Below are 23692 nucleotides of genomic sequence, written 5' to 3'. Positions count from 1 at the left end.
CCACGCTTCTTTATGAATTTTTTTCATTTAAAACATTAAAACTATGAATTATACAGGGGTTCATTCCTTGTTTATAGTAGGGGGAAGAAGCAAAAACAAGGGAGAGGAATGATCGTTCCGTGCCGGCCTATGTCATATTTATGAAAGAAAAAACGACGAATATCGAGCAGTTAAGCATCTATGCGTCTAAAGCGCCGGCCGGCTTGGCCGGTCATCCGCTGACGCCTCTTGCGATGTACGGCAAACAAGAAGTGTTGGAAGGACCGGAAGTGGAGGGGGTGGCCGTGCTGGAGTTCCCCAGCATTGAGCACGCCAGAGCTTGGTACGACAGTCCGGCTTATCAAGATGCGCTCAAGCATCGTTTGAACGGCGGTACTTACCGGGGCATTATCGTCGAAGGCGTAGCGAAAGAGTAAGCCAGATTCAAGAGGATCAACGACCATGCCGGCCTTGGAAATAGGCGAGTAGAAGAGAAGCAGACGTCGAAGCTGACCGCGAATGGAGCGTGTCGGCTTACGGGCGCTTTTGGATGCGAAAAAAATGATTGCACGAAAAATAACGCCGTGATACAATCACTAGCGCTACTGGGCAAATCAAAATATAAGAGCTTCCGATTACTATTCCTACATTAATTGTATAATTGGAGCTTTGATTTGTCAAGCGGCAATTTTACCGTCCATGAACACCAAATACCCGCTCAAGGAGCAGAAAGCAGGAAACGATGTCAGCGTCAATGAAACAAAACCCGATCGCGAACGAAGAGCAGCCTTTCTCGCTAAAGGCGATTTTGCCGCCGCTGCTTGCGATCATCGTCGGTATGATCATGGTTATTTTAGACAGCACCGTGGTCAACAACGCCATCCCGAGGCTCGTCGAATATTTCGACACCGACCTGAAGACGATCCAGTGGACCGTCACCGGCTATACGCTCGCTTTGTCCGCCGTTATCCCGCTTGCAGGCTGGATGACCGATAAATTCGGCTCCAAGCAAATTTTTATGACGACGATCGCCCTCTTTACCGTCGGCTCGCTGCTGTGCGGCATCGCGCAAACGCCGGAGCAGCTCATCGTGTTCCGCATCGTCCAGGGGTTGGGCGGCGGCATGGTCGCCCCGATCGGGATGGCGATGGTATTCAGAATCGCGCCTCCGGAACGCCGCGGCTCGATCATGGGCATGCTGGGCATCCCGATGCTGGTGGCGCCGGCATTCGGTCCCGTGCTGTCGGGCTGGCTGGTCGATTCGGTCAGCTGGCACTGGATTTTTATTATCAACCTGCCGATCGGCATCGTCGCCCTGGCGCTCGCCTCCAAATATTTGCCGAGGTCCGACCACCATGCGGCGCCGCATCTGGATGTCGTCGGCATGTGCCTGGCGCCGGTCGCTTTTGCCATGCTCGCTTACGGGGTCAGCGAAGGAGGGAGCGGCTGGTCGCAGACATCTACGATCACGGGCCTGACCGTCGGCGGCGTCGCGCTGATCGCCTTTATTTTCGTAGAGCTGAGGCAGAAGCAGCCGCTGCTCGAGCTCAAGGTGTTCAAATCGTCCGATTTTACGCGGAGCATCGTCCTGGCGTGGATCGTTCAGCTCGCGCTGTTCGGCGCTATGCTGATTGTGCCGCTGTACTTGCAAGGCGTCATGCACTATTCTGCGCTCGAGACGGGCTGGATCCTGATGCCGCAGGCACTGTGCGCGGGCATCGGCATGCCGATCAGCGGCCGTCTGTTCGACAAGATCGGCGCGCGTCCGCTCGCCTTTGCCGGATTGACCGTCATATCCGTCTCGCTGTTCGCGTTGTCCGGCATATCGTTAGATACGCCGCTATGGAAGATTATTTTGTGTGTATGCTTCATCGGGCTGGGCATGGGCTTCTCCATGATGCCGCTGAACACGCATGTGCTCAATTCCGCACCGCGGCATCTGGTAGGCCGCGTCACGCCGCTGACGACCGCCGCCCAGCAAGTCGTCGTCTCGTTCGCGGTCGCCGGACTGACGGGATATTTGACGTCGCAGATCGCGGCGCATACCGCCGACGCGGGCGCTGCAGCGAATCCGCTCAGCGCCGTCGTCGCGGGTTACGGCGACACCTTTTTCTTGTCCGCCTGCATCGTCGCGGCTGGCGTCGCGCTGACGCTGCTGCTGCGCAAGCCGAAGCGGCAGGAGGAGGGCGCCGCAGGCGGGGATAAACCGGACCCGGCCATGATGGCCGGCCACTAAGTCGGCGACACGCCGCCCGCGCCGCTCCAGGAAGTTCGCCGGATGTCCGTGGCGGTTCGTCCCGTCGTCACCTTGACGAGTCGGGCCAGATGATGTGAAGTTTTGAAGCCGCATCGCACCGCGATCTCCGAGACGGTGAGCCCCGTATGGGTGAGCAATTCGACGGCGCGGTTCACGCGGTATTGCCACAGATAGTGAATCGGCGACGTGTGCTCATGCTTCCTGAACAAGCGGACGAGATGCTCGGGCGAAGCGCCGGCCGCATTCGCGAGTTGGGCGAGCGACAGTTCCCCGGCATAATTTTCGCGGATCGCGGCGAGCGCCGCGTAGACGGCCGGGTGCTTTTCGCGCTTGAGCAGCGATTTTTCGGAATCCCGCGGATAAAGATGAAGGGCGGCCAGACCGAGGCTCCGAACGTCGGCATCCGTCGGAGCGCTTTGACGATTGAGATGAATCATAAGATCCACGAGAAGGTTCATCTCTTCAGATAACGGCAGGCACTCCGGAAGCTCGTTCAGCGTTTCGACGACCGTCTCGGGCAGCTCCTCGAAATGAACGGCGATCCAGCGGTGCCAGCTGTCTTCGCTTTTTGAAAAAAAGAACGTCTCCTCCACGCCCGGCTTGAGCAAAACGACATGGCCCGGCGTAACGCGCAGCGGACGACCCGACAACGTGACGGTCATCTCGCCGGTGTACAGCATGACCAGCTGAATGTCCTGCTGAATGCGCGGACCGAACCTGCTGCCGGGCGGGTAGACGATCGAGCCGGCGACGGCATAGGTCAATCGGTCGAACGAAAAATCGGGCATGGCGGACATCGGTCGATCACCTCCATGCCGATCATAAACAGATTCGCGCAACGAATCAATATGAGATACATCATACTGCCTCATATCTTCGTGATTGTCATTCCGAGATACAAAATTGCTAATCTGGTGCATCGCAAAGCGCGAAGAAAACCTTTACATTGGTTGTATTCCAACCGGTTAAGGGAGCGTGTCCGGCATGCCTGTCTACTATACGCCTAAATCCAAACCGCATGATCGTCGATTGGTGACCGTAGAGGAATACAAGCATTATCATCGCAACGGCTATTTGATCGTACGGGGTCTCCTATCAGAGGAAATCGTCGGGGAATTGTTCGATCTGGCCGAGCGAACGCGGCTGGAAAACAAAAGGCAAATCGCCGTGCAGGAAAACAGCCGGGATCCGTTGAAAGAAGAATTTGCCCAAGCGACGCGCGTGCACATGCTCTCGCGGATCGATGCCGCCGCCGAGCGGGGTCTCCTGAACGCGCACGTGCTGGACGTCGTCGAGGCGCTGATCGGGCCAGACGTGTACGCGCTGCAATCGATGATGTTTCTCAATCCGCCCGGCAAAGGCGGACAGGGCTGGCACCAGGACGCTTGCTACATCAAGACGCACCCGGACACGCTGATCGGCGCGTGGATCGCGCTCGAGCGGGCGGACGAGGAAAACGGCTGCCTGTGGGTCGTTCCCGGTTCGAATCATGAGCCCGTTTATCCGCCGGAAGAGGTAGGCGGCGGAAACGTGCACGCGGTCGATGCTTTTGAAGATCTGCATGCGGTGCGTAACGTCAGCCATCTGGACGACGACGTGAACACGTTGTCGCGCGTCGTGTCCCAATATCCGCCGCCGACCCCGGTTGTGCTCGAGCCGGGCGACGTGCTGTTTTTCGATTCGCATTTGTTCCACCGGTCGTATCCGAACCGGTCGGCGGATCGGTTCCGTCGAGCCTACGTATGCCATTATTGCAACGCAAGGTCATTGGTGCCTTGGGATCACGACGGGTTCGAGGGAGACTCGGGCAATGCGAAGCAAATTCTCGCGCGCGGCGCCACGCATCTGCCGCATGCGTCGCCGTCGTTCGGCACGGAGGTCTATTTGGCGGAAAAGGGAGAGGAAGGCGCCGGCGTGCGCATGATGGGCATGCCGAACGGCATGATGATGCCGGTAGGAGAACGCAAAGAAAAATAGCAATCGACCAGGAGAGGACGGATCGGGATGCGAATTCAATGCTTCAAATCGTTGTGGGGGCTGGAAGGCAGTCTGGCCGAACAGGTGCGCCGGGCAGCCGAAGCGGGATACGACGGGATCGAGGCGCCTGCGCCGGAGCCCGAGCAAGCGGAGGCGTTCGCCGCGCTGCTGGAAAAGAACGGATTGGCCTACATCGCGCAAATTTTTACCGCCGGGGATCACGCGGACAGCTTCGCCAAGCAAGCGGCATACGCAGCGGGCTTCAAGCCGGCGCTGATCGTCTCGCACAGCGCGCGCGACAGCATGACGGAGGCGGAGCAGGACCGCTTCTTCGAAGCCGCGCTTGAGACGGAGGCGCGGCTTGGCGTTCCGGTCGGACACGAGACGCATCGGCAGCGAGCGATGTTCACGCCGTGGACGACGGCGAGGCTGCTGCGCAAGTTTCCGGAGCTGCGCATCACGGCCGACTTCAGCCATTGGATGAACGTTTGCGAGTCGCATCTCGGAGACCAGGAGGAGCACTTGACGCTCGCGATCGAGCGCGCCGTTCATATTCATGGCCGGATCGGCTACCCGGAAGGTCCGCAGGTGCCGCATCCGGCGGCGCCGGAATACCGGACGGAGCTTGAGCTCTATCTGGGCTGGTGGGGGCGCATACTGGACGAGAAGCGTCGAAACGGGACGGGGCAAGCGACGTTTACGGCGGAGTTCGGCCCGCCGGGCTACATGCACACGCTGCCGTTCACGAACGCGCCCGTCGCCGATCTATGGGAAGTGAACCAGTGGATGACCGATTGCGTCCGCGAGCGTTTTTCACAATAAAGGCCGCCATCGGGCGGACCTCGGACGTCAAGTCAGACTTGGCGGTCGGACAGAGGACCAGTGGTCCTCTGTTTCTTTTATATTAACGGTTGTTTTTTTGACGAAGGGTTGAAACGGTGAAAAACCATACAAAAAAAGTGATCCCGCCAACGATGCCCGAGCCGTTTATTTTGTCGTAAGTGAAATAAAAGATCAGCGTACTAATGATGGCAATTGCTATCCCGCCGGCGAGGGACCATATGAGCGTCTTTTTCATAAGTTGCCTCCCTTAGATCTATCGCGCAAACGTGCCCGGTAACTCGTCTTTTTCAGCGAGAGTCCCGGGGGGCGAGGCAAAAAGGCTCCGCGGTCGAAAAATACGTATACCCCGATTGGGCCATCAGTGTCTCCAAAACCTCTACATCCAGGTCCAAAACGTCACCTGCGGAAAACGCGGAATGAAGGTCAAATACTTAAATCCAATGGCTCGCGATACGATTTAACGGGTGGTATAAAGGCAAAAAGTTACTCTAAAGCCTTGAGGCACGGTTTAATCGGTGCTGTAAGAGCTAAAAGTTACTTTAAAGCAGTACCGTATTGTCGGTACGCCACATAGCGAGCAACAGCTTGCGAAGTCGCGGAGAAAGCTTCCTTTTTGTATAGGGGTTGGGATGTCATTTTCTTTGCAAAGCTATTGTCAAAATCCTGCTCTTTTGCGCGATAGCCCTTGAATGCTTGCCGTAATAGTAGGGTTATTCCCCTCAGGCTCCTATAACTCCTTTAAGATGAGAGGTTTTTAAGGATCAGGCGGCATGCTCGGCCGGCCGATCGTATGCTTCTGCTTCCGAGCGCATATACAGTGTCAGGCCCGCGATGACGAACGCGCCGCCGATCAGCTGCCAGGCGCCGAGCGCTTCCCCGAACAGGATTAATCCCAATATGCTCGCGCCCACCGGCTCGGCCAGCACGCTCATGGAGATCGTCGCCGGTTTGACGTAGCGGAGAAGCCAGTTAAAGATCAAGTGGCCGAAAACGGTAGGCACAATCGCAAGACCCGCGAAAACGAGCCATTCGCGCGGCGGGTAGCCGGTCATGTCCGCGCCTGTCACGACGTTGTACAGCCAGAAGCAGAGCGCCGTCACCGCGAATACGACCAGACTGTACAGGAAGGACGGCACGCGCTCCAAGATTCGTTTGGCGAGCAGCATATTGATAGCGACGGCGATTGTACCGAGGAAGGACAGCAGATCGCCCTTCAGCGCATCCCCGGCCAAGCCCGAATCGCCGGCCCCGACGATCGCGATTCCGACCAGGGCGACGGAGAGCCCGGCGAGCGCTTTTCGCGAGAGTCGGTCCTTGAACAGGAAGTAGGCGCCGATCATGACGAACACGGGCTCGAGCGAAAGGATGAGCGTGGAGCTGGCGATCGACGTATAGCTGAGTGACGCCATCCAGAGCAAGAAGTGCAGCGCAAGAAAAAAGCCGGCGGCCAGGAGCAGCCACCAGTCGGCGGATTTGATCGCTCGAAGGGCGCGAAGCTGCTTGCCCCCCGTGAACGGCAGCATGAGGACAAGCGTGAACAACATGCGCCACATGCCCTGCACCGATACGGGGGCATCGGAATAACGCACGAGAATCGGCGCGAACGAGATGGCGACCATGCCGATGAGCAGCGGAATGGCGGGTGTGACCGGCGGTTTTGGAGAGATCGGGTTCAAAGAGGGCACGTTCCTTTCGAGAGACACGCATAAATTACATATTTTAAAGGCGAATAGGCGCAATGGCAACAGGCAGATGAACCCAGTGGCTCTGCCGCGCAAGATGTGGGCAGTCGACGGAACGTTTGCTATTTTTCGTACAATATCCATAATAAAGGGGTGGCTTCATACTTTTTTGTTGGAAGTGATTCTTATATGACCTCTTTTATGCAATTGAATACGATCTTCATCAGCATGATTATGGAGGCGATCCCGTTCGTGCTGATCGGCGTGCTCGTGTCAGGCGTCATCCAGACGTTCGTGACGGAAGCGTGGATAGCCAGAATCATGCCGCGCAATGTGCTGCTCCGAACCTGCTTCGGCTGCGGCATCGGCCTGCTGTTCCCTTCCTGCGAATGCGGCATCGTCCCGATCACCCGCAGGCTCGTCCTGAAGGGCATGCCGCTGAACGCCGGCGTCGCCTTCATGCTCTCGGGGCCGATCGTCAACCCGATCGTCCTGTTCGCAACCTTCATCGCCTTCGGCAACGATTGGCGCATGGTCGGCATCCGCGCGGGACTCGCGATCGCGGTCGCCTTTTGCGTATCGCTGGCCGTCGCGCTGATATTCCGCGGCTCGCAGCTCAGGCAGTCGCCGACCACGGCCGAAGCAGTCGCCGTGCCGATCGCGGCCGCGCTCGATCCTTCGATTGCGACGGCCGTCAAGCCATCGGTCCGCGCGAGGCTGTCCTCGGTCGTATCGCACGGCATCGACGAATTTTTCGACGTCGGCAAGTATTTGGTCATCGGCGCATTTTTGGCCGCGGCGATGCAGACGTACATCCCTACCTCGTACCTGCTCGAGCTGGGCAGCGATCCGCTCAAGGCGTCGCTCGTCATGATCGTGCTCGCGTTCGTCATGTCGGTCTGCTCGGAGGCGGACGCGTTCATAGCGTCTTCGTTCCGCAGCAGCTTTACGGTCGGCTCGCTGTCCGCCTTCATGGTGTTCGGTCCGATGATCGACATTAAAAACACGCTGATGCTGCTCAGCGCCTTCCGCACGCGGTTCGTCGTCGCGCTGATCGCGCTGGTGGCGATATTTACGGTAGCCGGTTCTCTGATCGTAGGGAGGTTGTTCGGATGATCCGATTCGCGATTTTGTTCGGCCTGGCGTTCATGTTTTTGCTGCTTCACAGGACCGGCGATCTCGACAAGTACATTAATATGCGGTACGCCTATCTGTCCGTAAGCGCGATCGTGCTGCTGGCGCTGCTGTGCCTGTATCAATTCGTCAAGGTGTACCGCGCGGAAAAAAAGTCCGAAGAGGCTGCGGCGCAAGCGGCGAGGGCGGAAGGTGCGGATCTTGATGGCCATTATGCGCATAATCACGCACATGACCATAACCATAACCATAACCATGATCATAGCCACGATCACGACCACGATCATGAGCATGACGGACACTCGAAGCATTCGCATATCGGCCGAACGAAGTGGCGGCGCGGCTTCACCTATATCGTGCTCGCCGTGCCGATTTTCACCGGCATTTTCCTGCCGGTCGCTACGCTCGATTCCAGCTTTGTCAAGGCGAAGGGATTTTCCTTTCCCGAGCTCGATCAGCGCCGCAAGGACGCGGGCTATCATCAGTTTTTGCGTCCGGACACGAGCGTTTTTTACAGCGCCGACAATTACGACAAGGTTAAGCAGAAGGACATGGCCGACTTTGCGGACCTGCCCTCTGTCGAATTGAACGACGCGAACTATTTGAAAGGCATGGAAGTGCTGTACAATTACCCCGACGAGTTCGCGGACAAGACGATTACGTTCGACGGGTTCGCCTACAAGGGGGAAGAAGTGGGGGCAACGTCCTACTTCGTCTTTCGCTTCGGCTTTATTCATTGCGTAGCCGATTCCGGCGTATTCGGCATGCTCGTTCAGATGCCGGCCGGCACAAAGCTGTCCGACGACGACTGGCTTCGCGTCACCGGCAAGCTGTCGCGCGAATATTACCAGCCGTTCAAACAGATGATTCCGGTGCTTAAAGTCAAGGATTGGGAGCCGATCGACAAGCCCGACGATCCGTACGTCTATCGGAATTTCTGACGAAGAGCGCTTTCACTTCTCGGCGCGGAATGCTATCATGGTAGCAAGGCAAGGAGATGAAGAAAAGATGACAACCGACAACGATCTTAAAGAAGAGCAGCAGAGCCCGGACGCACAGGCAGCCGGCGCGGACAAGACCGAAGCCGACAAGGCGCAGGAGCTCATCGCGGCCGTCCATTACAACGGCATGACGGCCTTAAAAATGGAATTCGGCGACGAACAGGTCGAAGGCCAGGTCATGAACCACGAGGCTTACGGTCCGATCTTTACTTATATGGTGAAGTCGCCCGAAGGCAAGCCTTACGTCAGCGGATTTTTTCTGCGCGAGATGATCGCGGGCTTCCAGACGAAGCAGGATCCTTCGCAGTGGCTGTCATCCTTTTTCGTCGATTTGATGAAGTCGCCGGAAGGCAGGCTGTTGCCGATGCCGCCCCAGTCGGAGGACGAAGCGAAGGCGCTGATCGACAAGATCATCGTCCCGCACTGCGTCAAGGCGGTTCGCGAGGAGTTCGCGCCGGAGCCGGTGCATGCGGATCTCGAGCTGCACGAGGAGCATGGACCGGTCGTAGAGGCGGGCTTCCCGTCGATTACGGAAGGGAACAACGTGTGCGCGATGCCGCTGCATTTCCTGATGGCGCATTATTTGCTCAACCGCGATCCCGCAGATTTATTGATTCAAGGTTTGTACCGCATCCGCGAAGAGCACGGGCTCGATTGATTCGGCGGCATGCCAAGCCGGCGCCCCCTTCGATTAGCGAAGAGGGCGCCTTCTTGTTGGGTGCCGATAATTTCGTTCGGATTGGAAGGGAGATTTAGCTTGAATTCCGTAATCGAATGGCCTTCGGGCGCAAAGCAGATCGTCGAGGAAGGCGCGGGAGAGGCCGGGGCCGCGGGATTTTCGTTGTCGGCCACCATCGTATTCGGCATCGGACTCATCGTTACGGTGCTGATCGTCGTTTCGATTTACAAGAGACGCAGGAAATAAGAGGGACGAAGCGCGACGGAGGTACACACAATGAAGCAGCTTGGCAGGCGGACAGGGCGGGCGTTGATCGCCGCGGCGATGATGGTATTGACCGGCGCGGCTCATGCGCTGGCTGCTCCGGCAGACGGCTCTGCGCCGCCGTCGGCGCAGAGCGAGGCTGCGATTCTGATCGAGCAGCATACGGGGGACGTGCTGTACGTCAAAAACGGCGACGAGCGGCTGTATCCGGCCAGCATCGCGAAGATCGCCACGGCGATCATCGCCCTGGAGCAGTCGTCGCCAGGCGACGTCGCAACCGTCTCCAAGACCGCGCGCGGCGAAGAGGGCACCCGGGTCTATCTGGCTGAAGGCGAGCAGGTCACGATGGAAAAGCTGCTGTACGGCATGATGCTCAACTCGGGCAACGACGCGGCGACCGCGATCGCCGAGCGGATCGACGGCTCGAAGGAAAAATTCGCCGAGCGGATGAACGCGTTTATGCGGGATACGATCAAGGCTTACGATTCCAACTTCGTTAATCCGTCCGGGCTGCCCGACCCGAATCAATATACGACGGCTGCGGATATGGCCAAGCTGGCCCGGTACGCGATGGACAACGAGACGTTCCGTCGGATCGTGTCCACGCGCAAGCTGCCTTGGTCGGGACAGGAATGGACATCGACGCTCGAAAACCACAACAAAATGCTGACCGACTATCCGGGTGCGACCGGCATCAAAAACGGCTATACGATCGCTTCCGGCAACACGCTCGTCGGTTCGGCGGAGCGGGACGGCATGTCGCTGATCGGCGTCGTACTCAAGGCGGGCTCCAAAAACGTCGCCTATGCGGACATGGCCGCGATGCTCGACTTCGGATTTGCGAACTTCGGCGTTCGCATGCTGTTTGCCGAAGGCGAACGCTACCAGCTTCAGGACGAAGCGGGAGGCGTTGGCGACTGGGTCGCGGAGAAGGCGATATGGGGCGTCTATCCGAAAGGCGGCTCTCCTGCCATGAAGGTCGACGCCAATGGACAGGTCGTCTTGGAGAGCGAACAAGGAACCTACTTCGCAGGCGAGCTGTCGCCGGTCAAAAAAGAAGTGGCCATTTCCGCTTTTTCGGGTGAGCAAGAAGGGGAGGGACTTCACGGAGCCGGCAGTACCTCCGGACCTCCGAAGTCTTCCATGATCGCGTATGCGCTTGGCGCCGGCATTGCGCTAGTCGCCGGGGCGGCCGCTATGCTTCGCAGCCGCGCGCGGCGCGGTCTGGCGCCCTTCAAGCGCCGCTAATATCGCGATAGCATCATCCTGAGCAAGGAGAGCCGGCTTAGGCCAGCTCTCCTTCGAGTACGCTGGCCTCCGCGTAGCTGATCGTTTTGCGCAGCGCGATGGCCATATCCCGTCTGATCTCTCCTCGCTCGTACATTGCTTGAATCTCGTCCCGCTCGACCTGATAAGCCCGCAGCTGGATTTCCTGGCGCAGTTTGCGCTGGAGCAGCTCGTCTTCGGGATCCTCATTTTTGCGCGATATCGCGCGAATGATCTCCCGGTATTGGCCGATGACGTTCAGCGACGCTTTGCGATTTTCCTTCGTCATTTGCGCGCGAATCGCGCCGATGGCGGCATGGCACGTTTTCAGCTTCGTTTTGCGAATGATGCTCTTGTCCAGCCGCGGCTCCACTTCCTTCGGTTTGATAATGGCCGCCGCCAGCTTTCTGAGCCCTCGCGTCAGCAGCAGAATGCGCATTCTGGACCGCCGGGAGAGCGCCTCCTCGAGCGCCGCGAACGAATCGTTGAACCGGTTCGCCACATAATCGGGAATTTCGCCGGCCTTGAACAGCCGCGCGATTTCTTTGCGTTCCGCCTGAAGCCCGATCAAGCGGGCCTGGTTCTCGGCGACGGCGAGCTCGATGCCTTCCGATTGTTCTTCTTCATGCAGAGAGAGGCGCCGCATTCTGGCTTCGTATTGGGCGATGACGGCATGGGTCGCATGCCGGTTGTCCTCGTCCATCGATTCGGCGAGGAACCGCAGCGCAGCCTTGATCGTGGCGATGCGCGCCGCGTTGAGCTTTTCCTCCTCGTCAGTCGGCCCTTCGTTCGCATTGCGCGTTAATAGCGGCAGGCAGATGCTCGCAACGATGAGGCTGATCAGAATGACGCCGGCGGCGAGAAATAAAATGAGATCGCGTTCCGGGAACGGATCGCCGTTGTTCAGCACGAGCGGGATCGAGAAGGCGCCTGCGAGGGTGACCGCGCCTCTCACGCCGGACAGCGACGTCAGCATCGACATACCGAGGCCTTCGCGCATGGATCGGCCGTTTTTTCGCGAGAAGCGGTTTTCCCAGAACAGGTACACCCACAAAAAGCGAATGACGATCAGCGATACGAATATGACGGCGATATAGCCGATTACAATGCCGTTGTTGATCGGATTTTCAAAAAAGATGACGTTGACGACGTCGGGCACCTGCAGGCCAAGCAGCAAAAAGACGAGCCCGTTCAATACGTATAAAATGACGGACCAGGTGCTCTTGGATACGATCTGCAGCTTGACCATGCGGGATTCCATGCGGTCCTTCTCGACGGCATGCACGACGCCGCCGGCAACAACGGCCAGAATGCCGGACAAGCCGAGCTCCTCCGCGGCAAGGAAGATGAGGAAGGGCGTCAGAATTAGGATAAGCATATGTACGGTGACGTCTTCCATGCCCCAGCGCCTTAAGAACAGGCGCAGCCGGATGAGCAGCGCCGCCAGAATCGTGCCGCACAGCAGGCCGCCGAGCGAGATCAGGAGGAAGCTGCCGGTGGCGTTGATGAGCGAGAAAGAACCGGTGACGGCCGCGGCGATCGCGAACTTGAACGCGACGAGGCCGGAAGCGTCGTTCATGAGCGCTTCGCCTTCGAGCAGCCGCATGATCCGCTTGGGCAGCGATACGCGCCCGGCCATCGACGTCACCGCGACAGCGTCCGTCGGCGACAAAATCGCGGCAAGGCCGAAGGCGGCCGGCAGCGGGATCGAAGGGATCATCGCATGAATGATGTAGCCGACGCACAAGGTCGTGGCGAATACGAGGCCGAGAGCCATGAGCAGAATCGGTACGCGCAGCGCCCACAATTCGTCCCGCGGCGTTCGCTGGCCGTCATTGAACAGAAGCGGTGCGATGAACAGCACGAAAAACAGCTCCGGGTTCAATTTGAAATGGTGTCCGAGCGGCAGCAGCGCGAGCGCCATGCCCAGCGCGATCTGGACGAGCGGCAGGGGGACGGCGGGCAGGAGCCGGTTGACAATGTTGGACAAGGCGATAATCGCGAGCATAAACAAAATAATTTCGAACACTTCCATGCCGTCAACCTCCGCGCGCGCGATATCGAGTAAAAAAGGATTTCCTACATATACTACCCGCAAACGGAAAATCGGATCAATTTCATGCACGAAAAAAAAGGACCGCTCGGGGCGGCCCTTCAAATCGCAAAGCTGTATCATGCTGCTACATAAATGCGTCACTTGGATTCGCCGTTCAAATAATTGAAGAACGGGACGTCCGTCCAGAAGTCGTAGCTGTTGACGGACACGCTCGGATCGATCTCCCGGAAGCCGGCGGCTACCGCTTGCGAGCTGCTTTGAAGCGAGAACGATTGCGCATAGTAGTGGCCGTGCTCGATTTTGTTGTTCGTAATTTTTTTGAAGCCCGGCAGCTCCGTCAGCGAATAATAAAGCGGCTGCCACCACGAGCCGTACAGCAAGCCTTGCTGGTCGTCCTCGTTTTTCTTGGCGTAGGCCGCCACAATGCCGTCGAACCGCTGCTTGTCCGCCGCGTTCGCGAATTCGAACGCCAGATCGTATTCCTTGGCGTATTCGATGTAGTTGCCGTTGGCGATCTGCTTGACCGTATACAGGTCGGATACGCCGGGCTCGCCCCATTCCTTCAGGTAAATGAAGGCGGACGTCTTGGGCTCGAACTGCACCTTGGCGTCAATGCCTTCGCTGCGCAGCAGGCCGATCAGCTGTAGGGCATGCTTCAGGTCGGAGTGTCCGTATACGAGCGACAAGCTATCGACAAAGTTCGCTTCGTACCGGCTGTCCTTCAGATTGTAGCCGGTCACGATATTGCGCTCCAGTGCGGCGTCCACGACCGCCTGCAGCTCAGGCGACTGGATAATATCGGACTGCGCGAACGCGTCCTGCAGCTTGGCGTAAATATCGGCGTCGGAGGCATAGCCGAGGAAATGCTTGTACAGCCCTTGCACGCTGAGCGTCTGGCCGATGAGCACCTCGGCCAGCGCGGCGGAAGCGCCGCTCTTCAGCTTGATCTCGCCATAATAGGAAGAGGGAAGGAGGCCGGTGTCGACCGCGGCGGCCACCTCTTGCGCAGCCGTCGTACCGAGCCATTCGGGCTTCAGCTTCACCTTGGCCAGCGCGGCAGCTGTCTTGGAGGCGGGATACGTATATGCCAGTTCCTTGAGCCCGGCCGCTTTGACCGCGATCTGCACCGCGTTGACGGCGGACAGACGCTGGCCGGCGCCTACGGCGTCGGTCGTAATGACGCCAAGGGCGTAAAGGGCGGCAGCGTCCGTATAAAGTGGATCGGAGGTCGTGAGGTCGGTGAAGGCATGCGGCTTTTCGGCGGGTTGTACGTTCAGCGCTTCGGCAAGCGCGGATAAGAACTCGCCTTTCGTCAAGCCGGCCGTTAGGGCGATCTCGTATTTATCCTTCAAAAAGGCAGCGTATTCGGACGCTTGCACTTCGTGCGACTGAACCTTCGCTGCGGCGGGCGCCGCGGCATATGCATGCGAGGCGCCGGCGAGAGTTGCGGCGACGAGCGCGGAAATGAGCAGCTTGCGAGAATCGATCGATCGTGTTTTCATAAGTATGTAGTCTCCTTCTCGACATTAATCTGATCATATATGTAGGAATAATTTGTTTTACATATTAGCAAGGCATTCCTTCGTTGTCAATGGAATATCCGGCGATTTTTTCCTTGTTTTAAGTTTTAGAGGAACGGGTATGGGATAAAAATCGGATTTTTTTGAATCTAAACTGTCCCTGTTTGCGTATGAATGAATTAGATCAATTTAGGACAATCCATTTGGAGCAGGAGGAGACAATCGTACGTGGACACAGAATCTGATTTACGCAGCTTGCAACCGTTAGTCAATCGCTCAGCAGCCATCGCCTTGACGTCGATCGAAGGGGGTGACTGCGAATGCTAGGACTGAATCTGGTTTGGGTTGCGTTGCTCATTCTGCTAACTGCCTTCTTCGTCGCTACCGAATTCGCGATTATTCGTATCCGGTCCAGCCGTGTCGACCAGCTGGTGATGGAAAAAAGGAAAAACGCCGTCGCCGTCCAGCGGGTCATCGCCAATCTCGACGGTTACCTGTCGGCGTGCCAGCTTGGGATTACGATCACCGCGCTCGGTCTCGGCTGGCTGGGAGAACCGACCGTCGAGAAATTGCTCGAGCCGCTGTTCCATGCGCTTCATGTTAGTGAGAGCGTTGGACATGTGTTATCGTTCGTCATCGCATTTTCGCTTATTACGTATTTACATGTCGTGCTCGGCGAGCTGGCGCCGAAGACGCTCGCTATTCAGAAGGCCGAGGCGATCTCTCTGCTCGTCGCGCCGATTATCGTCTGGTTTTACAAGATCATGTACCCGTTTATATGGGCGCTTAACGGCTCCGCCAACGGCCTCATCCGCATGTTCGGCATGAAGCCGGCCAGCGAGCATGAAGAAGCTCACTCCGAGGAGGAGATCCGGCTCATTTTGTCGGAGAGCTACGAGAGCGGCAAGATCAACGAGGAAGAGTTCGGTTATGTGAACCGTATATTCCAGTTCGACAGACTGCTGGCGCGCGATATTATGATTCCGCGCACCGACATGGTCTGCTTGTACCGGGGCAAGTCGCTCGAGGAAAATCTCGCGACGATCAAGCGCGAGCAGTACACGCGCTTCATGGTCGCCGGCGAAAGCAAGGACGACATTATCGGCTTCGTCAACACGAAGCAGTTTTTCCTGAATTACGACAACAATCCGAACTTCGACTTCGGCGCCCTGCTGCAGCCGGTGCTGTCCGTGCCGGACGCGATGCCGGTTAAGGATCTGCTCATCCGCATGCAGGCCGAACGCAAGCATATCGCGCTCCTTCATGACGAATACGGCGGTACGGCCGGCCTCGTGACGATCGAGGACATTCTCGAGGAGATCGTCGGCGAGATTCGCGACGAATTCGACGAGGACGAGATTCAGCCGATCGAGGAGATCGGCGAGGATAAGTACCTCGTGGACGGCAAGACGCTCGTCGACGAAGTCGGCCGCCTGTTCGAGGTGCAGCTGCCGAGCGACGAGGTCAACACGATCGGCGGCTGGCTGTTCGCGATGCAGCCGGATCTGCCGAAGAACGTGCCCTGGATTTACGAGGAGGAAAACCTGGCGTTTATTATCCGCGACAAGGACCGCAACCGGATCCGCAAGCTTGAGATCGCGCGGAAGCAGGAAGGCCAGGCGAGATTGACGTTGGTCGAAGGTTAAGTGGACGGACATTGACGAACTGCCCCTTTTCGGGGCAGTTTTTTTGTTGTAATTTATTTTTAAATGTGGAAAATGGAAAGAAAGGAGGGAAATCATGAAAAATAAATCGCTAATCGTCTCCGCGATCTTCGGATGCCTATGCGGCGCCCTTTTTCTCCTATTCGATCGGGAAACGAGCGCATCGCGAATCGTCACGCCGCTCGAACAAATCGCAAACGGAACTGCGCATATTCAATATGCATCTCCTTTGTTCGATGGTATGCCACCGGAAGTCGTGTTAAAAATAAAAAACAACTGGTCAATTGCGCAAGACTTGCTCTTGCAAAATAAGGTGATCGACGCTAAAGAAGATTGGAAATTAGTCAGCAGCGGAGACACTGCCATTGGAATCACAAATCAAATGCCGATGGAGGAAGCTTTCTCTTTTAACGATGCGATGATGAGCGACGTGCGTAAAAAAGGCTTGCAAAAAGGTGACGCTTATCCGGCGATTCTCTGGAACGAGAAGGCCGGGAAGGCGATCGTATTTTGGCTTCGCAGCAACGGCAGCACGACTGCCTATTTTACGATCGCAGCCGAACATGGGGAGAAAGAGGGCAAAGTGTGGAAAGTCACAAGCGGCCTGAACGAGGTGCGGCAGCCGTAGACGCAAGCGAAATACGGAGGACGGGGCCGGGCGCTCCGTTCTTTTTTTGCATATATAGGTTTGAATGAAGGGCGCACATCGTTTATTGTTAATGTCAACCGCATACGATAAGGAAGACGCGAGGTTATCTGTTCGCTTGTGAAAGGAGAACTGACGCTTGGAAACGGCACTGCTCGGCAGCTTCATTTCCGCGATGGCGACGGTGCTCGGCGCCGTCCCGATCCTGTTCATCAGGAAGCTGTCGGAAAAGTGGAAAGACATGCTGGTCGCTTTTACGGCCGGCATCATGGTATCGGCGTCCATGTTCGGGTTGATCCCGCAGTCGCTGAATGAATCGGGACTTGCCTTGCTGACACTGGGATTGCTTATCGGCATCGTCTCGCTCGACCTGATCGAAAAAAACATTCCGCACGTGGACGTCGAGAACGGCGCACGCGTGCGCGGGTTCGACAACAAAGCCTTGTTAGTATTGGTAGCGCTCTTTATCCACAATATACCGGAAGGGCTGAGTACGGGCTTCAGCTACGCCAGCGCCAGCGAGGGACTCGGCACGATGGTGGCGGTCGCGATCGGCGCGCAAAATATGCCGGAGGGACTCGTGCTGGCTGTTTTTTTGCTCAGATCCAACGTCGGCAAGCTCAAGCTGCTGGGACTCGTCACGCTCACGGGCTTGATGGAGGTCGTCTCGGCGGTCATCGGCTACTTCACGGCCAGCTACGTCGATTCGTTGATCGGCATCGGCCTCGCTTTCGCAGCCGGCGCCATGTTGTTCATCGCTTACAAAGAGCTCATCCCGGAAAGCCACGGGCACGGCTACGAGCGTCCTTCAACCTATTCGTTTATTATCGGCCTGATCGTCATGATCTATATTGCGCATTGGTTCGGTTAGAATGGAGGGAGACGGATGGCCTTCGAATGGCCGGGCTACGATCCGCCGGCTTACGGCGACGCGCAGTCGCTGCTTGCGGGCGCGGGGATCGACTTGGAAAGGCTGCGGGGCGCTCGCATTTGCAACGTATATTCGGCATGGGACATTGAGGCCGAGCGTTGGTGCGCGTCGTCGCCGGTCGTGTTCGAGCTGGAGGATACAAGGCTTGAGATCGGCTTCGCAAGCGGCCGGCTGCTCCGGTTGTCGATCGACCGGATTCAAATGAACCCTTCGCTTGCCGGAGGCGGGCAGGATCGCGGCGGCGTGCGCCGTCCGGCTTACGAATGGCGGACGGACCGGAGCGAGCTCGCGCCCTACGTCGGCCGGTTCATCCTCGGCGCCGACTTTCTGGAAAAAAGCGGAGACGACCGAGGGATCGTCGGCATTTGTGTGCGGACGGATGCGGGATCGCTCGAGCTTGTCAACGTTGCGCCGGCAGACGGCGTTGCGATCGGGATCAATCCGCAGGATTACGACAAGACTCGCATGAAGCGCATTATCGCGATTTGAATGAACGCAATGAACGACCTGACGAAGCAGACGAATATCGCAGATTCCCCGGCCGGAGCGCGCCTCGCGTTTCGGTTGTTTTCGCTGCGCGAGCGTTCGGTCAATCGAAGCTGCGATTGTGGTATAATGAGTGCTTCGGCATTTTCGTCAGCCCTATATGAGACAAGGTTGGAGGCCACAAAGCTTGAGCAAGCGTTATCCATTCGAGGTCGTGAGCGGCAAACCTTTCGTCGAGCAAGTCGGGGAATGGGTCGCGGACGTATTTTACGATATTTTGCCCGAAGCGGGATTCGAGGTTCGGGACGAACAAATTTTTATGGCTTACCAGGTGGAGCGGGCCTACGCGGACAAAAAAACGATTTTTGCCGAGGCGGGCGTCGGCACGGGCAAAACACTCGTCTACTTGCTGTACGCCATCTGTTATGCGCGCTATACGGGAAAACCAGCGGTTGTCGCCTGCGCGGACGAGTCGCTGATCGAGCAGCTGGCCAAGCCCGAAGGCGACCTCGCCAAGCTGGCGAAGCATCTCGATCTGACGGTAGACGCCAGGCTGGGCAAGTCGCAGGACCGGTACCTTTGCCTGCAAAAGCTGGACGACGCGCGGCTCGGCTATGCGGATACCGAGCTATACAAGGATATCTACGAGAGCTTGCCGCCATTTGTAGGCAAGGCCGAAGCGCTGCAGTCGTTCCATGCGTACGGCGACCGCAAGGAATATCCGGATCTGGACGACGTCCAGTGGGGGCGCATCGGCTGGGACAGCTTCCGCGACTGCTTCGTCTGCGACAAGCGTCACCGCTGCGGGATGACGCTGTCGAGAGAGCATTACCGCAAGGCGGCGGACATCGTCATTTGCTCGCACGATTTTTATATGGAACACGTATGGACGTACGAGAGCCGCAAGCGGGAGGGTCAACTGCCGCTGTTGCCCGAGCACAGCTCGGTCGTCTTCGACGAAGGCCACCTGCTCGAGTCCGCCGCGCAGAAGGCGCTCACCTACAGGCTGAAGCATGCCGCCTTCGAGGAGCTCGTCACGCGTGTGCTTAAAAACGATATTCGCGAATCGTTGGCCGTGCAAATTGACCTCGCTATCGAGCGGAGCGAGCTTCTGTTCGAGGCGCTGGCGGCGCGCAGCGTGAAGGTCGCGGGCTCCGACCGGATGGAGATCAAGACAGATGCGGCGCTGCTCAGATCGGTCGCGGAGCTCGACGCCGTCCTGGAGCGGATCGAGGAAAATCTCGTATTCGAAAGCGAGCTGTTCAACCTGGACGGCTATCAGCTGCGGATTGTCGAGGAGCATCTGGAGATGATGCGGACCGCGCTCGGTCTCTTCGCGGGGCCGAAGCCGCCGATCTGCTGGACGGTCGACGGATTGACGGGCCTGACGCTCGTCATTATGCCGCGAACGGTGCGCGAAGTGCTCGGAGAGCGGGTATTTGCGAAGCCGATGCCGATCGTATTTTCTTCGGCGACGCTCTCGTCCGACGGCACGTTCGACTACCTTGCGCACAGTCTGGGCGTGCCGAATTACTTGTCGTTCAGCGTTCCTTCGCCGTACGACTATCCGGAACGGATGCAAGTCGCGGTCCCGCGGGCGCGTCCCGCTTCTATTATAAAGGACGTTCAATCTTTGACGGCATGGAAGGCGGAAGCGGCGCTGGCCGCAATCCGCAGGTCGGCGGGCGGCGCGTTGATGCTGTTTCCGTCGAGGGAAGCGTTGGCGGCGTTTAAAGCGGTCTACGAGCGGACGGGAGACAAGCCGGATCGCCGCTTCCTGTTCGAAGGGGATCGGGAGATCACGGTGCTGATTTCGGAGTTTCAACGGGATCTGAGCAGCGTCTTGTGCGCGGTCACGCTTTGGGAAGGACTTGACGTTCCCGGACCGTCGCTGTCGGCCGTCGTCATGTGGGCGCTGCCGTATCCGCCGAACGATCCGGTGTTCGACGCCAAGCGCCGGGAGGCGGACGATTCGTACCTGGAAGTGGACTTGCCGTACATGCTGCTGAGATTCAGGCAAGGCATCGGGCGCCTGATCCGCACGCGCGAGGACAGCGGAGAGATCGTCGTACTGGAGGCTTCGCTCGAAGGCGACGATGCGCTCGCATCAAGGCTTCGAGCGGCGCTTCCTGAACGCGTGGCGCTCTCGTTCGAATAAACGCGTTCGGCACGCCGGACAATATAAACCAAGCGAAAGCGGCCTTTAACGGGGCTGCTTTTTGTTTGCCTTAAGTCGACGAACGGAGGGGAAGCGAGCGGAGGGTGGTATCGGACCCAGGGGACGTTATGAACCCGGATCGACGCTAAAAAAGACCGGCAATGACCGAATAGCGGCATTCGGGTCCGCGAGCGGGCTGCGAATGGCGATTTGAGCCATAATAAGGGCTCCAGTGTCCGTTTGAATTATATAAGGCGACGTTAAATAAGTTATGTAAACTATAAGCATCTCGATTTACCCGCACACGTGCATACGCAGCCTCAAAAACATTGTATAAAAAGCCAGCCGTCGAGCGTTTCAGACAGAAGTCGCGTGGGTATATAAGCGTGACAGGTGTGCGATGAATCTGACATAAGGTTTTGGAATCGACAAACCATCGAAATTCAAGGAGGAGCGGAATGGAAGACGCCGCCCATATCTTGCTAGTCGACGATCGTCCGGAAAACCTGATGGCCATCGAAGCGATTTTAGCCGGAGAGCCTTACGTTTGCGTGAGGGCCTATTCGGGAATCGAGGCGCTGCGCTGTCTGCTGGAAAAAGAGTTTGCCGTCATCGTCATGGATATACATATGCCCGACATGGACGGACTGGAGACGGCGGCGATGATCAGAGCCCGAGAGAAATCGCGCGTCGTGCCGATCATTTTCGTCTCGCAGGACGCGCATGAAGAGCAATACGATTTTGACGGCCACGCCGGTGGAGCCATCGATTATTTGACAAGACCGCTGGCGCCCCATATTTTCAGATCGAAGATCGCAGGCTATGTGAGCATGTACGAAACGACAAAAGCATTGCAAAGACAGAGCGAGCTGCTTCAGCAGCAAACGAGGCAGCTCGAGCGGACGAACCAGGCGCTCGTGCAGGCCAAGGAAACGGCCGAAATCGCGCTTCGCGTCAAATCGGAATTTTTAGCGGTCATGAGCCATGAGATCCGGACGCCGCTGAACGGTATCATCGGCATGTCGGACTTACTGCTATCCTCGGATTTGCCGGAGGAATACGCGAGCATGGTCGGGATCATACATACGAGCGGCAATGTGCTGTTATCGGTAATCAATCATATTCTCGACTTTTCGAAGATCGAGTCAGGCAAAATGGAGCTGGAGGAAGAGCCCTACGATCTCAGAACGTGTCTGCTGGAGACGATCGATCTGTTCACGGCAGCTTCGCGGGAGAGGCATCTGGAGCTGATCGTCGTGCTGGATCCCGAACTGCCGACGATGTTGACCGGGGACAAGAACAGGCTGCGCCAGGTGCTCATCAACATCGTGGGACACGCCGTGAAGTTCACCAAGCGAGGCGGCGTCTACATATTCGTTAAGCAATTGTCGGAGGAAGACGGCAGCTTGATCGTCGAATTCACCGTGCTCGATACCGGCATCGGCATTCCCGCGGACAAGATCGGCCAGCTGTTCCATCCGTTCGCCCAGCTCGATACGTCGATGAACCGCAAGTTCGACGGCACCGGCCTCGGACTGTCGATCAGCAAATCGCTCGTCGAGCTGATGGGCGGGGATATCCGCATCGAGGACACGCGGGAGCCCGGCGCGATGTTCGTGTTCACGGTGAAGGCCGGCAGGGTACCCGGCGGCGTCTCGGAGCCGATTCGGCCCGAAGCTTTGGCCGTCCTGCCCGAACGGCAGCTTGATGATGCCCGTGGCATTCCCGAGGGCTTGCGCGTGCTCGTCGGCGAGACTTGTTCGATCTACCGCTCTTTGCTCGTCCATATGCTGGACATGCTCGGCATCGACGCGGCGGTCGCGACAGATACGGATGCGCTGCGCGAGGCGCTGCTCGTCGGCGGATTCGACGTCGTATTCGCCGACGAAGAGCTGCTTGCAACGGCGGCAGCGCCGGTAACCGCGGACCGGAAAATAAGAACGAAACGCGTCCCGAGAGAACCGCCCTACATCGTCGCCTTATGCGCCAGACACGAAGAGGCGCTGGCCCGCGCCGGCAATGCGGAAGCAACCGCCGATATACGCGACTTTATACAAAAACCGATTTCCCTTGAGCGACTCGAATACTTGATCGGCCACCTTTCACATTAGAATAATATTTAAGCTTCATGGGGGATGAGGAGACATGACGGATAAGGATATGGATCGGCTGTCGGAGGAGAACCTGGCGGACAGCGGAGAATTGCTGAACGCGCTGATGGCTTTGAAAAAAGGCAACTTCGCCTATCGCATGCCTTACCACTATACGGGCGTAGCCGGCAAGGTCGCGGATACGTTCAACGAGATTATGGATATCCAGGAGTCCATGGTTCACGAGATTCAGCAGCTCGCGCGCGTCGTCGGGAAGGAGGGCAATCTGTCGCGGAGATTCGCGCTGCAGCACAAGGGGGGAGCATGGGATCAGACCGTCGAATCGCTGAACGGACTGATAGACGATCTTACGCAGCCGACCAGCGCGATGGTTCGCGTCATCAACGCGGTCGCGCAGGGGGACCTGTCGCAAAAGGTCGAACTCGAATTGGAAGGGAGGCCGCTGACGGGAGAATTTCAGCGAACTGCTGCCAATATCAATACGATGGTCGATCAGCTGTCGATGTTCTCGTCCGAGGTCACGCGCGTGGCGCGCGAGGTCGGCACCGAGGGCAAGCTCGGCGGGCAAGCCGACGTAAAGGGCGTATCCGGCACGTGGAAGGACTTGACCGAGAGCGTCAACAACATGGCGAGCAATCTGACCGACCAGGTGCGCAACATCGCGGCCGTGACGACCGCCGTCGCCAAAGGCGATCTGTCCAAGCAGATCACGGTTAACGCGAAGGGCGAGATTCTCGAGCTGAAAAACACGATCAACACGATGGTCGATCAGCTGTCGATGTTTTCGTCCGAGGTCACGCGCGTGGCGCGCGAGGTCGGCACCGAAGGCAAGCTCGGCGGGCAAGCCGACGTCAAGGGCGTATCCGGCACCTGGCGCGACTTGACCGAGAGCGTTAACTACATGGCTTCGAATTTGACGAATCAGGTGCGCAACATCGCCGTCGTGACGACCGCCGTCGCGAACGGCGACTTGTCCAAGCAGATCACGATGGACGTGCAAGGCGAGATTCTGGAGCTGAAGGTCACGATCAATACGAT

General features: G+C 57.7%; 21 protein-coding genes. 16 read left to right on the top strand and 5 right to left on the bottom strand.

What is annotated here, in order from left to right; genetic code table 11:
- Positions 1-119 precede the first annotated feature (119 nt).
- On the top strand, positions 120-416 hold the full coding sequence (locus tag KVT38_RS29140) for a DUF1330 domain-containing protein (RefSeq protein ID WP_217597267.1): 297 nt from the start codon (positions 120-122) through the stop codon (positions 414-416).
- Positions 417-733: 317 nt separating this feature from the next.
- Complete coding sequence (locus KVT38_RS29135; RefSeq protein WP_217597266.1) at positions 734-2215, top strand: DHA2 family efflux MFS transporter permease subunit; 1482 nt, start codon at positions 734-736, stop codon at positions 2213-2215.
- Here the strand turns inward: KVT38_RS29135 and KVT38_RS29130 are convergent.
- Positions 2212-3033, bottom strand: coding sequence for an AraC family transcriptional regulator (locus KVT38_RS29130; protein WP_217597265.1), 822 nt, complete (start codon positions 3031-3033; stop codon positions 2212-2214). The genes KVT38_RS29135 and KVT38_RS29130 overlap by 4 nt on opposite strands.
- A 187-nt stretch (positions 3034-3220) precedes the next feature.
- On the opposite strand from KVT38_RS29130, the gene KVT38_RS29125 reads away from it, so the two are divergent.
- On the top strand, positions 3221-4213 hold the full coding sequence (locus tag KVT38_RS29125) for a phytanoyl-CoA dioxygenase family protein (protein ID WP_217597264.1): 993 nt from the start codon (positions 3221-3223) through the stop codon (positions 4211-4213).
- Positions 4214-4240: 27 nt separating this feature from the next.
- Positions 4241-5035, top strand: a complete 795-nt coding sequence (locus tag KVT38_RS29120) for a sugar phosphate isomerase/epimerase family protein (protein ID WP_217597263.1) — start codon at positions 4241-4243, stop codon at positions 5033-5035.
- Between the two features lie 82 nt (positions 5036-5117).
- On the opposite strand, the gene KVT38_RS29115 is transcribed toward KVT38_RS29120, so the two are convergent.
- Positions 5118-5291 (bottom strand): hypothetical protein, encoded by a 174-nt coding sequence (locus tag KVT38_RS29115; RefSeq protein ID WP_217597262.1) that lies wholly within the window; start codon positions 5289-5291, stop codon positions 5118-5120.
- A gap of 526 nt (positions 5292-5817) precedes the next feature.
- Positions 5818-6732, bottom strand: a complete 915-nt coding sequence (locus tag KVT38_RS29110; protein WP_254639652.1) for a DMT family transporter — start codon at positions 6730-6732, stop codon at positions 5818-5820.
- 195 nt (positions 6733-6927) lie between these two features.
- Here KVT38_RS29110 and KVT38_RS29105 point away from each other — a divergent pair, with 195 nt between their 5' ends.
- The 5 genes from KVT38_RS29105 to KVT38_RS29085 all read left to right on the top strand — a co-directional run bounded on the left by KVT38_RS29105 (position 6928) and on the right by KVT38_RS29085 (position 11064).
- Complete coding sequence (locus tag KVT38_RS29105) at positions 6928-7854, top strand: permease (RefSeq protein WP_217597261.1); 927 nt, start codon at positions 6928-6930, stop codon at positions 7852-7854.
- Positions 7851-8813 carry a TIGR03943 family putative permease subunit gene (locus KVT38_RS29100; RefSeq protein WP_217597260.1) on the top strand — a complete coding sequence of 321 codons (963 nt, stop codon included), beginning with the start codon at positions 7851-7853 and terminating at the stop codon, positions 8811-8813. Before KVT38_RS29105 ends, KVT38_RS29100 begins: the two co-directional genes overlap by 4 nt.
- Before the next feature lie 67 nt (positions 8814-8880).
- Positions 8881-9531: a hypothetical protein gene (locus KVT38_RS29095; protein WP_254639651.1), complete on the top strand. Its 651-nt coding sequence runs from the start codon at positions 8881-8883 to the stop codon at positions 9529-9531.
- 99 nt (positions 9532-9630) lie between these two features.
- On the top strand, positions 9631-9798 hold the full coding sequence (locus KVT38_RS29090; RefSeq protein ID WP_217597258.1) for a hypothetical protein: 168 nt from the start codon (positions 9631-9633) through the stop codon (positions 9796-9798).
- Between the two features lie 30 nt (positions 9799-9828).
- The gene (locus KVT38_RS29085) at positions 9829-11064 is read left to right on the top strand and encodes a D-alanyl-D-alanine carboxypeptidase family protein (protein WP_217597257.1); all 1236 of its coding nucleotides are present in this window, start codon (positions 9829-9831) and stop codon (positions 11062-11064) included.
- A gap of 37 nt (positions 11065-11101) precedes the next feature.
- On the opposite strand, the gene KVT38_RS29080 is transcribed toward KVT38_RS29085, so the two are convergent.
- Both KVT38_RS29080 and KVT38_RS29075 read right to left on the bottom strand, forming a co-directional pair.
- Positions 11102-13117 carry a Na+/H+ antiporter gene (locus KVT38_RS29080; protein WP_217597256.1) on the bottom strand — a complete coding sequence of 672 codons (2016 nt, stop codon included), beginning with the start codon at positions 13115-13117 and terminating at the stop codon, positions 11102-11104.
- Between the two features lie 158 nt (positions 13118-13275).
- Positions 13276-14640 (bottom strand): hypothetical protein, encoded by a 1365-nt coding sequence (locus KVT38_RS29075; protein WP_217597255.1) that lies wholly within the window; start codon positions 14638-14640, stop codon positions 13276-13278.
- 338 nt (positions 14641-14978) lie between these two features.
- Between KVT38_RS29075 and KVT38_RS29070 the strand changes: the two genes are divergently transcribed.
- The 7 genes from KVT38_RS29070 to KVT38_RS29040 form a co-directional block, all read left to right on the top strand.
- A complete protein-coding gene (locus KVT38_RS29070; RefSeq protein ID WP_217597254.1) occupies positions 14979-16304 on the top strand; it encodes a hemolysin family protein in 1326 nt (441 codons plus the stop codon).
- Positions 16305-16398: 94 nt separating this feature from the next.
- Positions 16399-16950, top strand: coding sequence for a hypothetical protein (locus KVT38_RS29065; protein WP_217597253.1), 552 nt, complete (start codon positions 16399-16401; stop codon positions 16948-16950).
- A 157-nt stretch (positions 16951-17107) separates the two neighbouring features.
- A complete protein-coding gene (locus KVT38_RS29060) occupies positions 17108-17839 on the top strand; it encodes a ZIP family metal transporter (RefSeq protein ID WP_217597252.1) in 732 nt (243 codons plus the stop codon).
- 15 nt (positions 17840-17854) lie between these two features.
- Positions 17855-18388: a hypothetical protein gene (locus tag KVT38_RS29055; RefSeq protein WP_217597251.1), complete on the top strand. Its 534-nt coding sequence runs from the start codon at positions 17855-17857 to the stop codon at positions 18386-18388.
- Positions 18389-18572: 184 nt separating this feature from the next.
- A complete protein-coding gene (locus tag KVT38_RS29050; RefSeq protein WP_254639650.1) occupies positions 18573-20543 on the top strand; it encodes an ATP-dependent DNA helicase in 1971 nt (656 codons plus the stop codon).
- 458 nt (positions 20544-21001) lie between these two features.
- Complete coding sequence (locus tag KVT38_RS29045; protein ID WP_217597249.1) at positions 21002-22654, top strand: ATP-binding protein; 1653 nt, start codon at positions 21002-21004, stop codon at positions 22652-22654.
- Positions 22655-22688: 34 nt separating this feature from the next.
- Positions 22689-23692, top strand: a 1004-nt coding sequence (locus KVT38_RS29040) for a HAMP domain-containing protein (RefSeq protein ID WP_217597248.1), incomplete at its 3' end; no start/stop codon positions are given.

Source organism: Cohnella sp. GbtcB17, from assembly GCF_019091135.1.
In the GTDB taxonomy this organism is placed as follows: Bacteria; Bacillota; Bacilli; order Paenibacillales; family Paenibacillaceae; genus Cohnella.
This window is presented reverse-complemented; position numbering and strand designations above follow the sequence as displayed.

Excerpts from the sequence above, each read along its gene's own strand:
- KVT38_RS29135 (WP_217597266.1), top strand. The coding sequence starts at position 734 with ATGAAACAAAACCCGATCGCGAACGAAGAGCAGCCTTTCTCGCTAAAG.
- KVT38_RS29130 (WP_217597265.1), bottom strand. The coding sequence starts at position 3,033 with ATGTCCGCCATGCCCGATTTTTCGTTCGACCGATTGACCTATGCCGTC.
- KVT38_RS29125 (WP_217597264.1), top strand. The coding sequence starts at position 3,221 with ATGCCTGTCTACTATACGCCTAAATCCAAACCGCATGATCGTCGATTG.
- KVT38_RS29120 (WP_217597263.1), top strand. The coding sequence starts at position 4,241 with ATGCGAATTCAATGCTTCAAATCGTTGTGGGGGCTGGAAGGCAGTCTG.
- KVT38_RS29115 (WP_217597262.1), bottom strand. The coding sequence starts at position 5,291 with ATGAAAAAGACGCTCATATGGTCCCTCGCCGGCGGGATAGCAATTGCC.
- KVT38_RS29105 (WP_217597261.1), top strand. The coding sequence starts at position 6,928 with ATGACCTCTTTTATGCAATTGAATACGATCTTCATCAGCATGATTATG.
- KVT38_RS29100 (WP_217597260.1), top strand. The coding sequence starts at position 7,851 with ATGATCCGATTCGCGATTTTGTTCGGCCTGGCGTTCATGTTTTTGCTG.
- KVT38_RS29095 (WP_254639651.1), top strand. The coding sequence starts at position 8,881 with ATGACAACCGACAACGATCTTAAAGAAGAGCAGCAGAGCCCGGACGCA.
- KVT38_RS29085 (WP_217597257.1), top strand. The coding sequence starts at position 9,829 with ATGAAGCAGCTTGGCAGGCGGACAGGGCGGGCGTTGATCGCCGCGGCG.
- KVT38_RS29080 (WP_217597256.1), bottom strand. The coding sequence starts at position 13,117 with ATGGAAGTGTTCGAAATTATTTTGTTTATGCTCGCGATTATCGCCTTG.
- KVT38_RS29075 (WP_217597255.1), bottom strand. The coding sequence starts at position 14,640 with ATGAAAACACGATCGATCGATTCTCGCAAGCTGCTCATTTCCGCGCTC.
- KVT38_RS29070 (WP_217597254.1), top strand. The coding sequence starts at position 14,979 with ATGCTAGGACTGAATCTGGTTTGGGTTGCGTTGCTCATTCTGCTAACT.
- KVT38_RS29065 (WP_217597253.1), top strand. The coding sequence starts at position 16,399 with ATGAAAAATAAATCGCTAATCGTCTCCGCGATCTTCGGATGCCTATGC.
- KVT38_RS29055 (WP_217597251.1), top strand. The coding sequence starts at position 17,855 with ATGGCCTTCGAATGGCCGGGCTACGATCCGCCGGCTTACGGCGACGCG.
- KVT38_RS29045 (WP_217597249.1), top strand. The coding sequence starts at position 21,002 with ATGGAAGACGCCGCCCATATCTTGCTAGTCGACGATCGTCCGGAAAAC.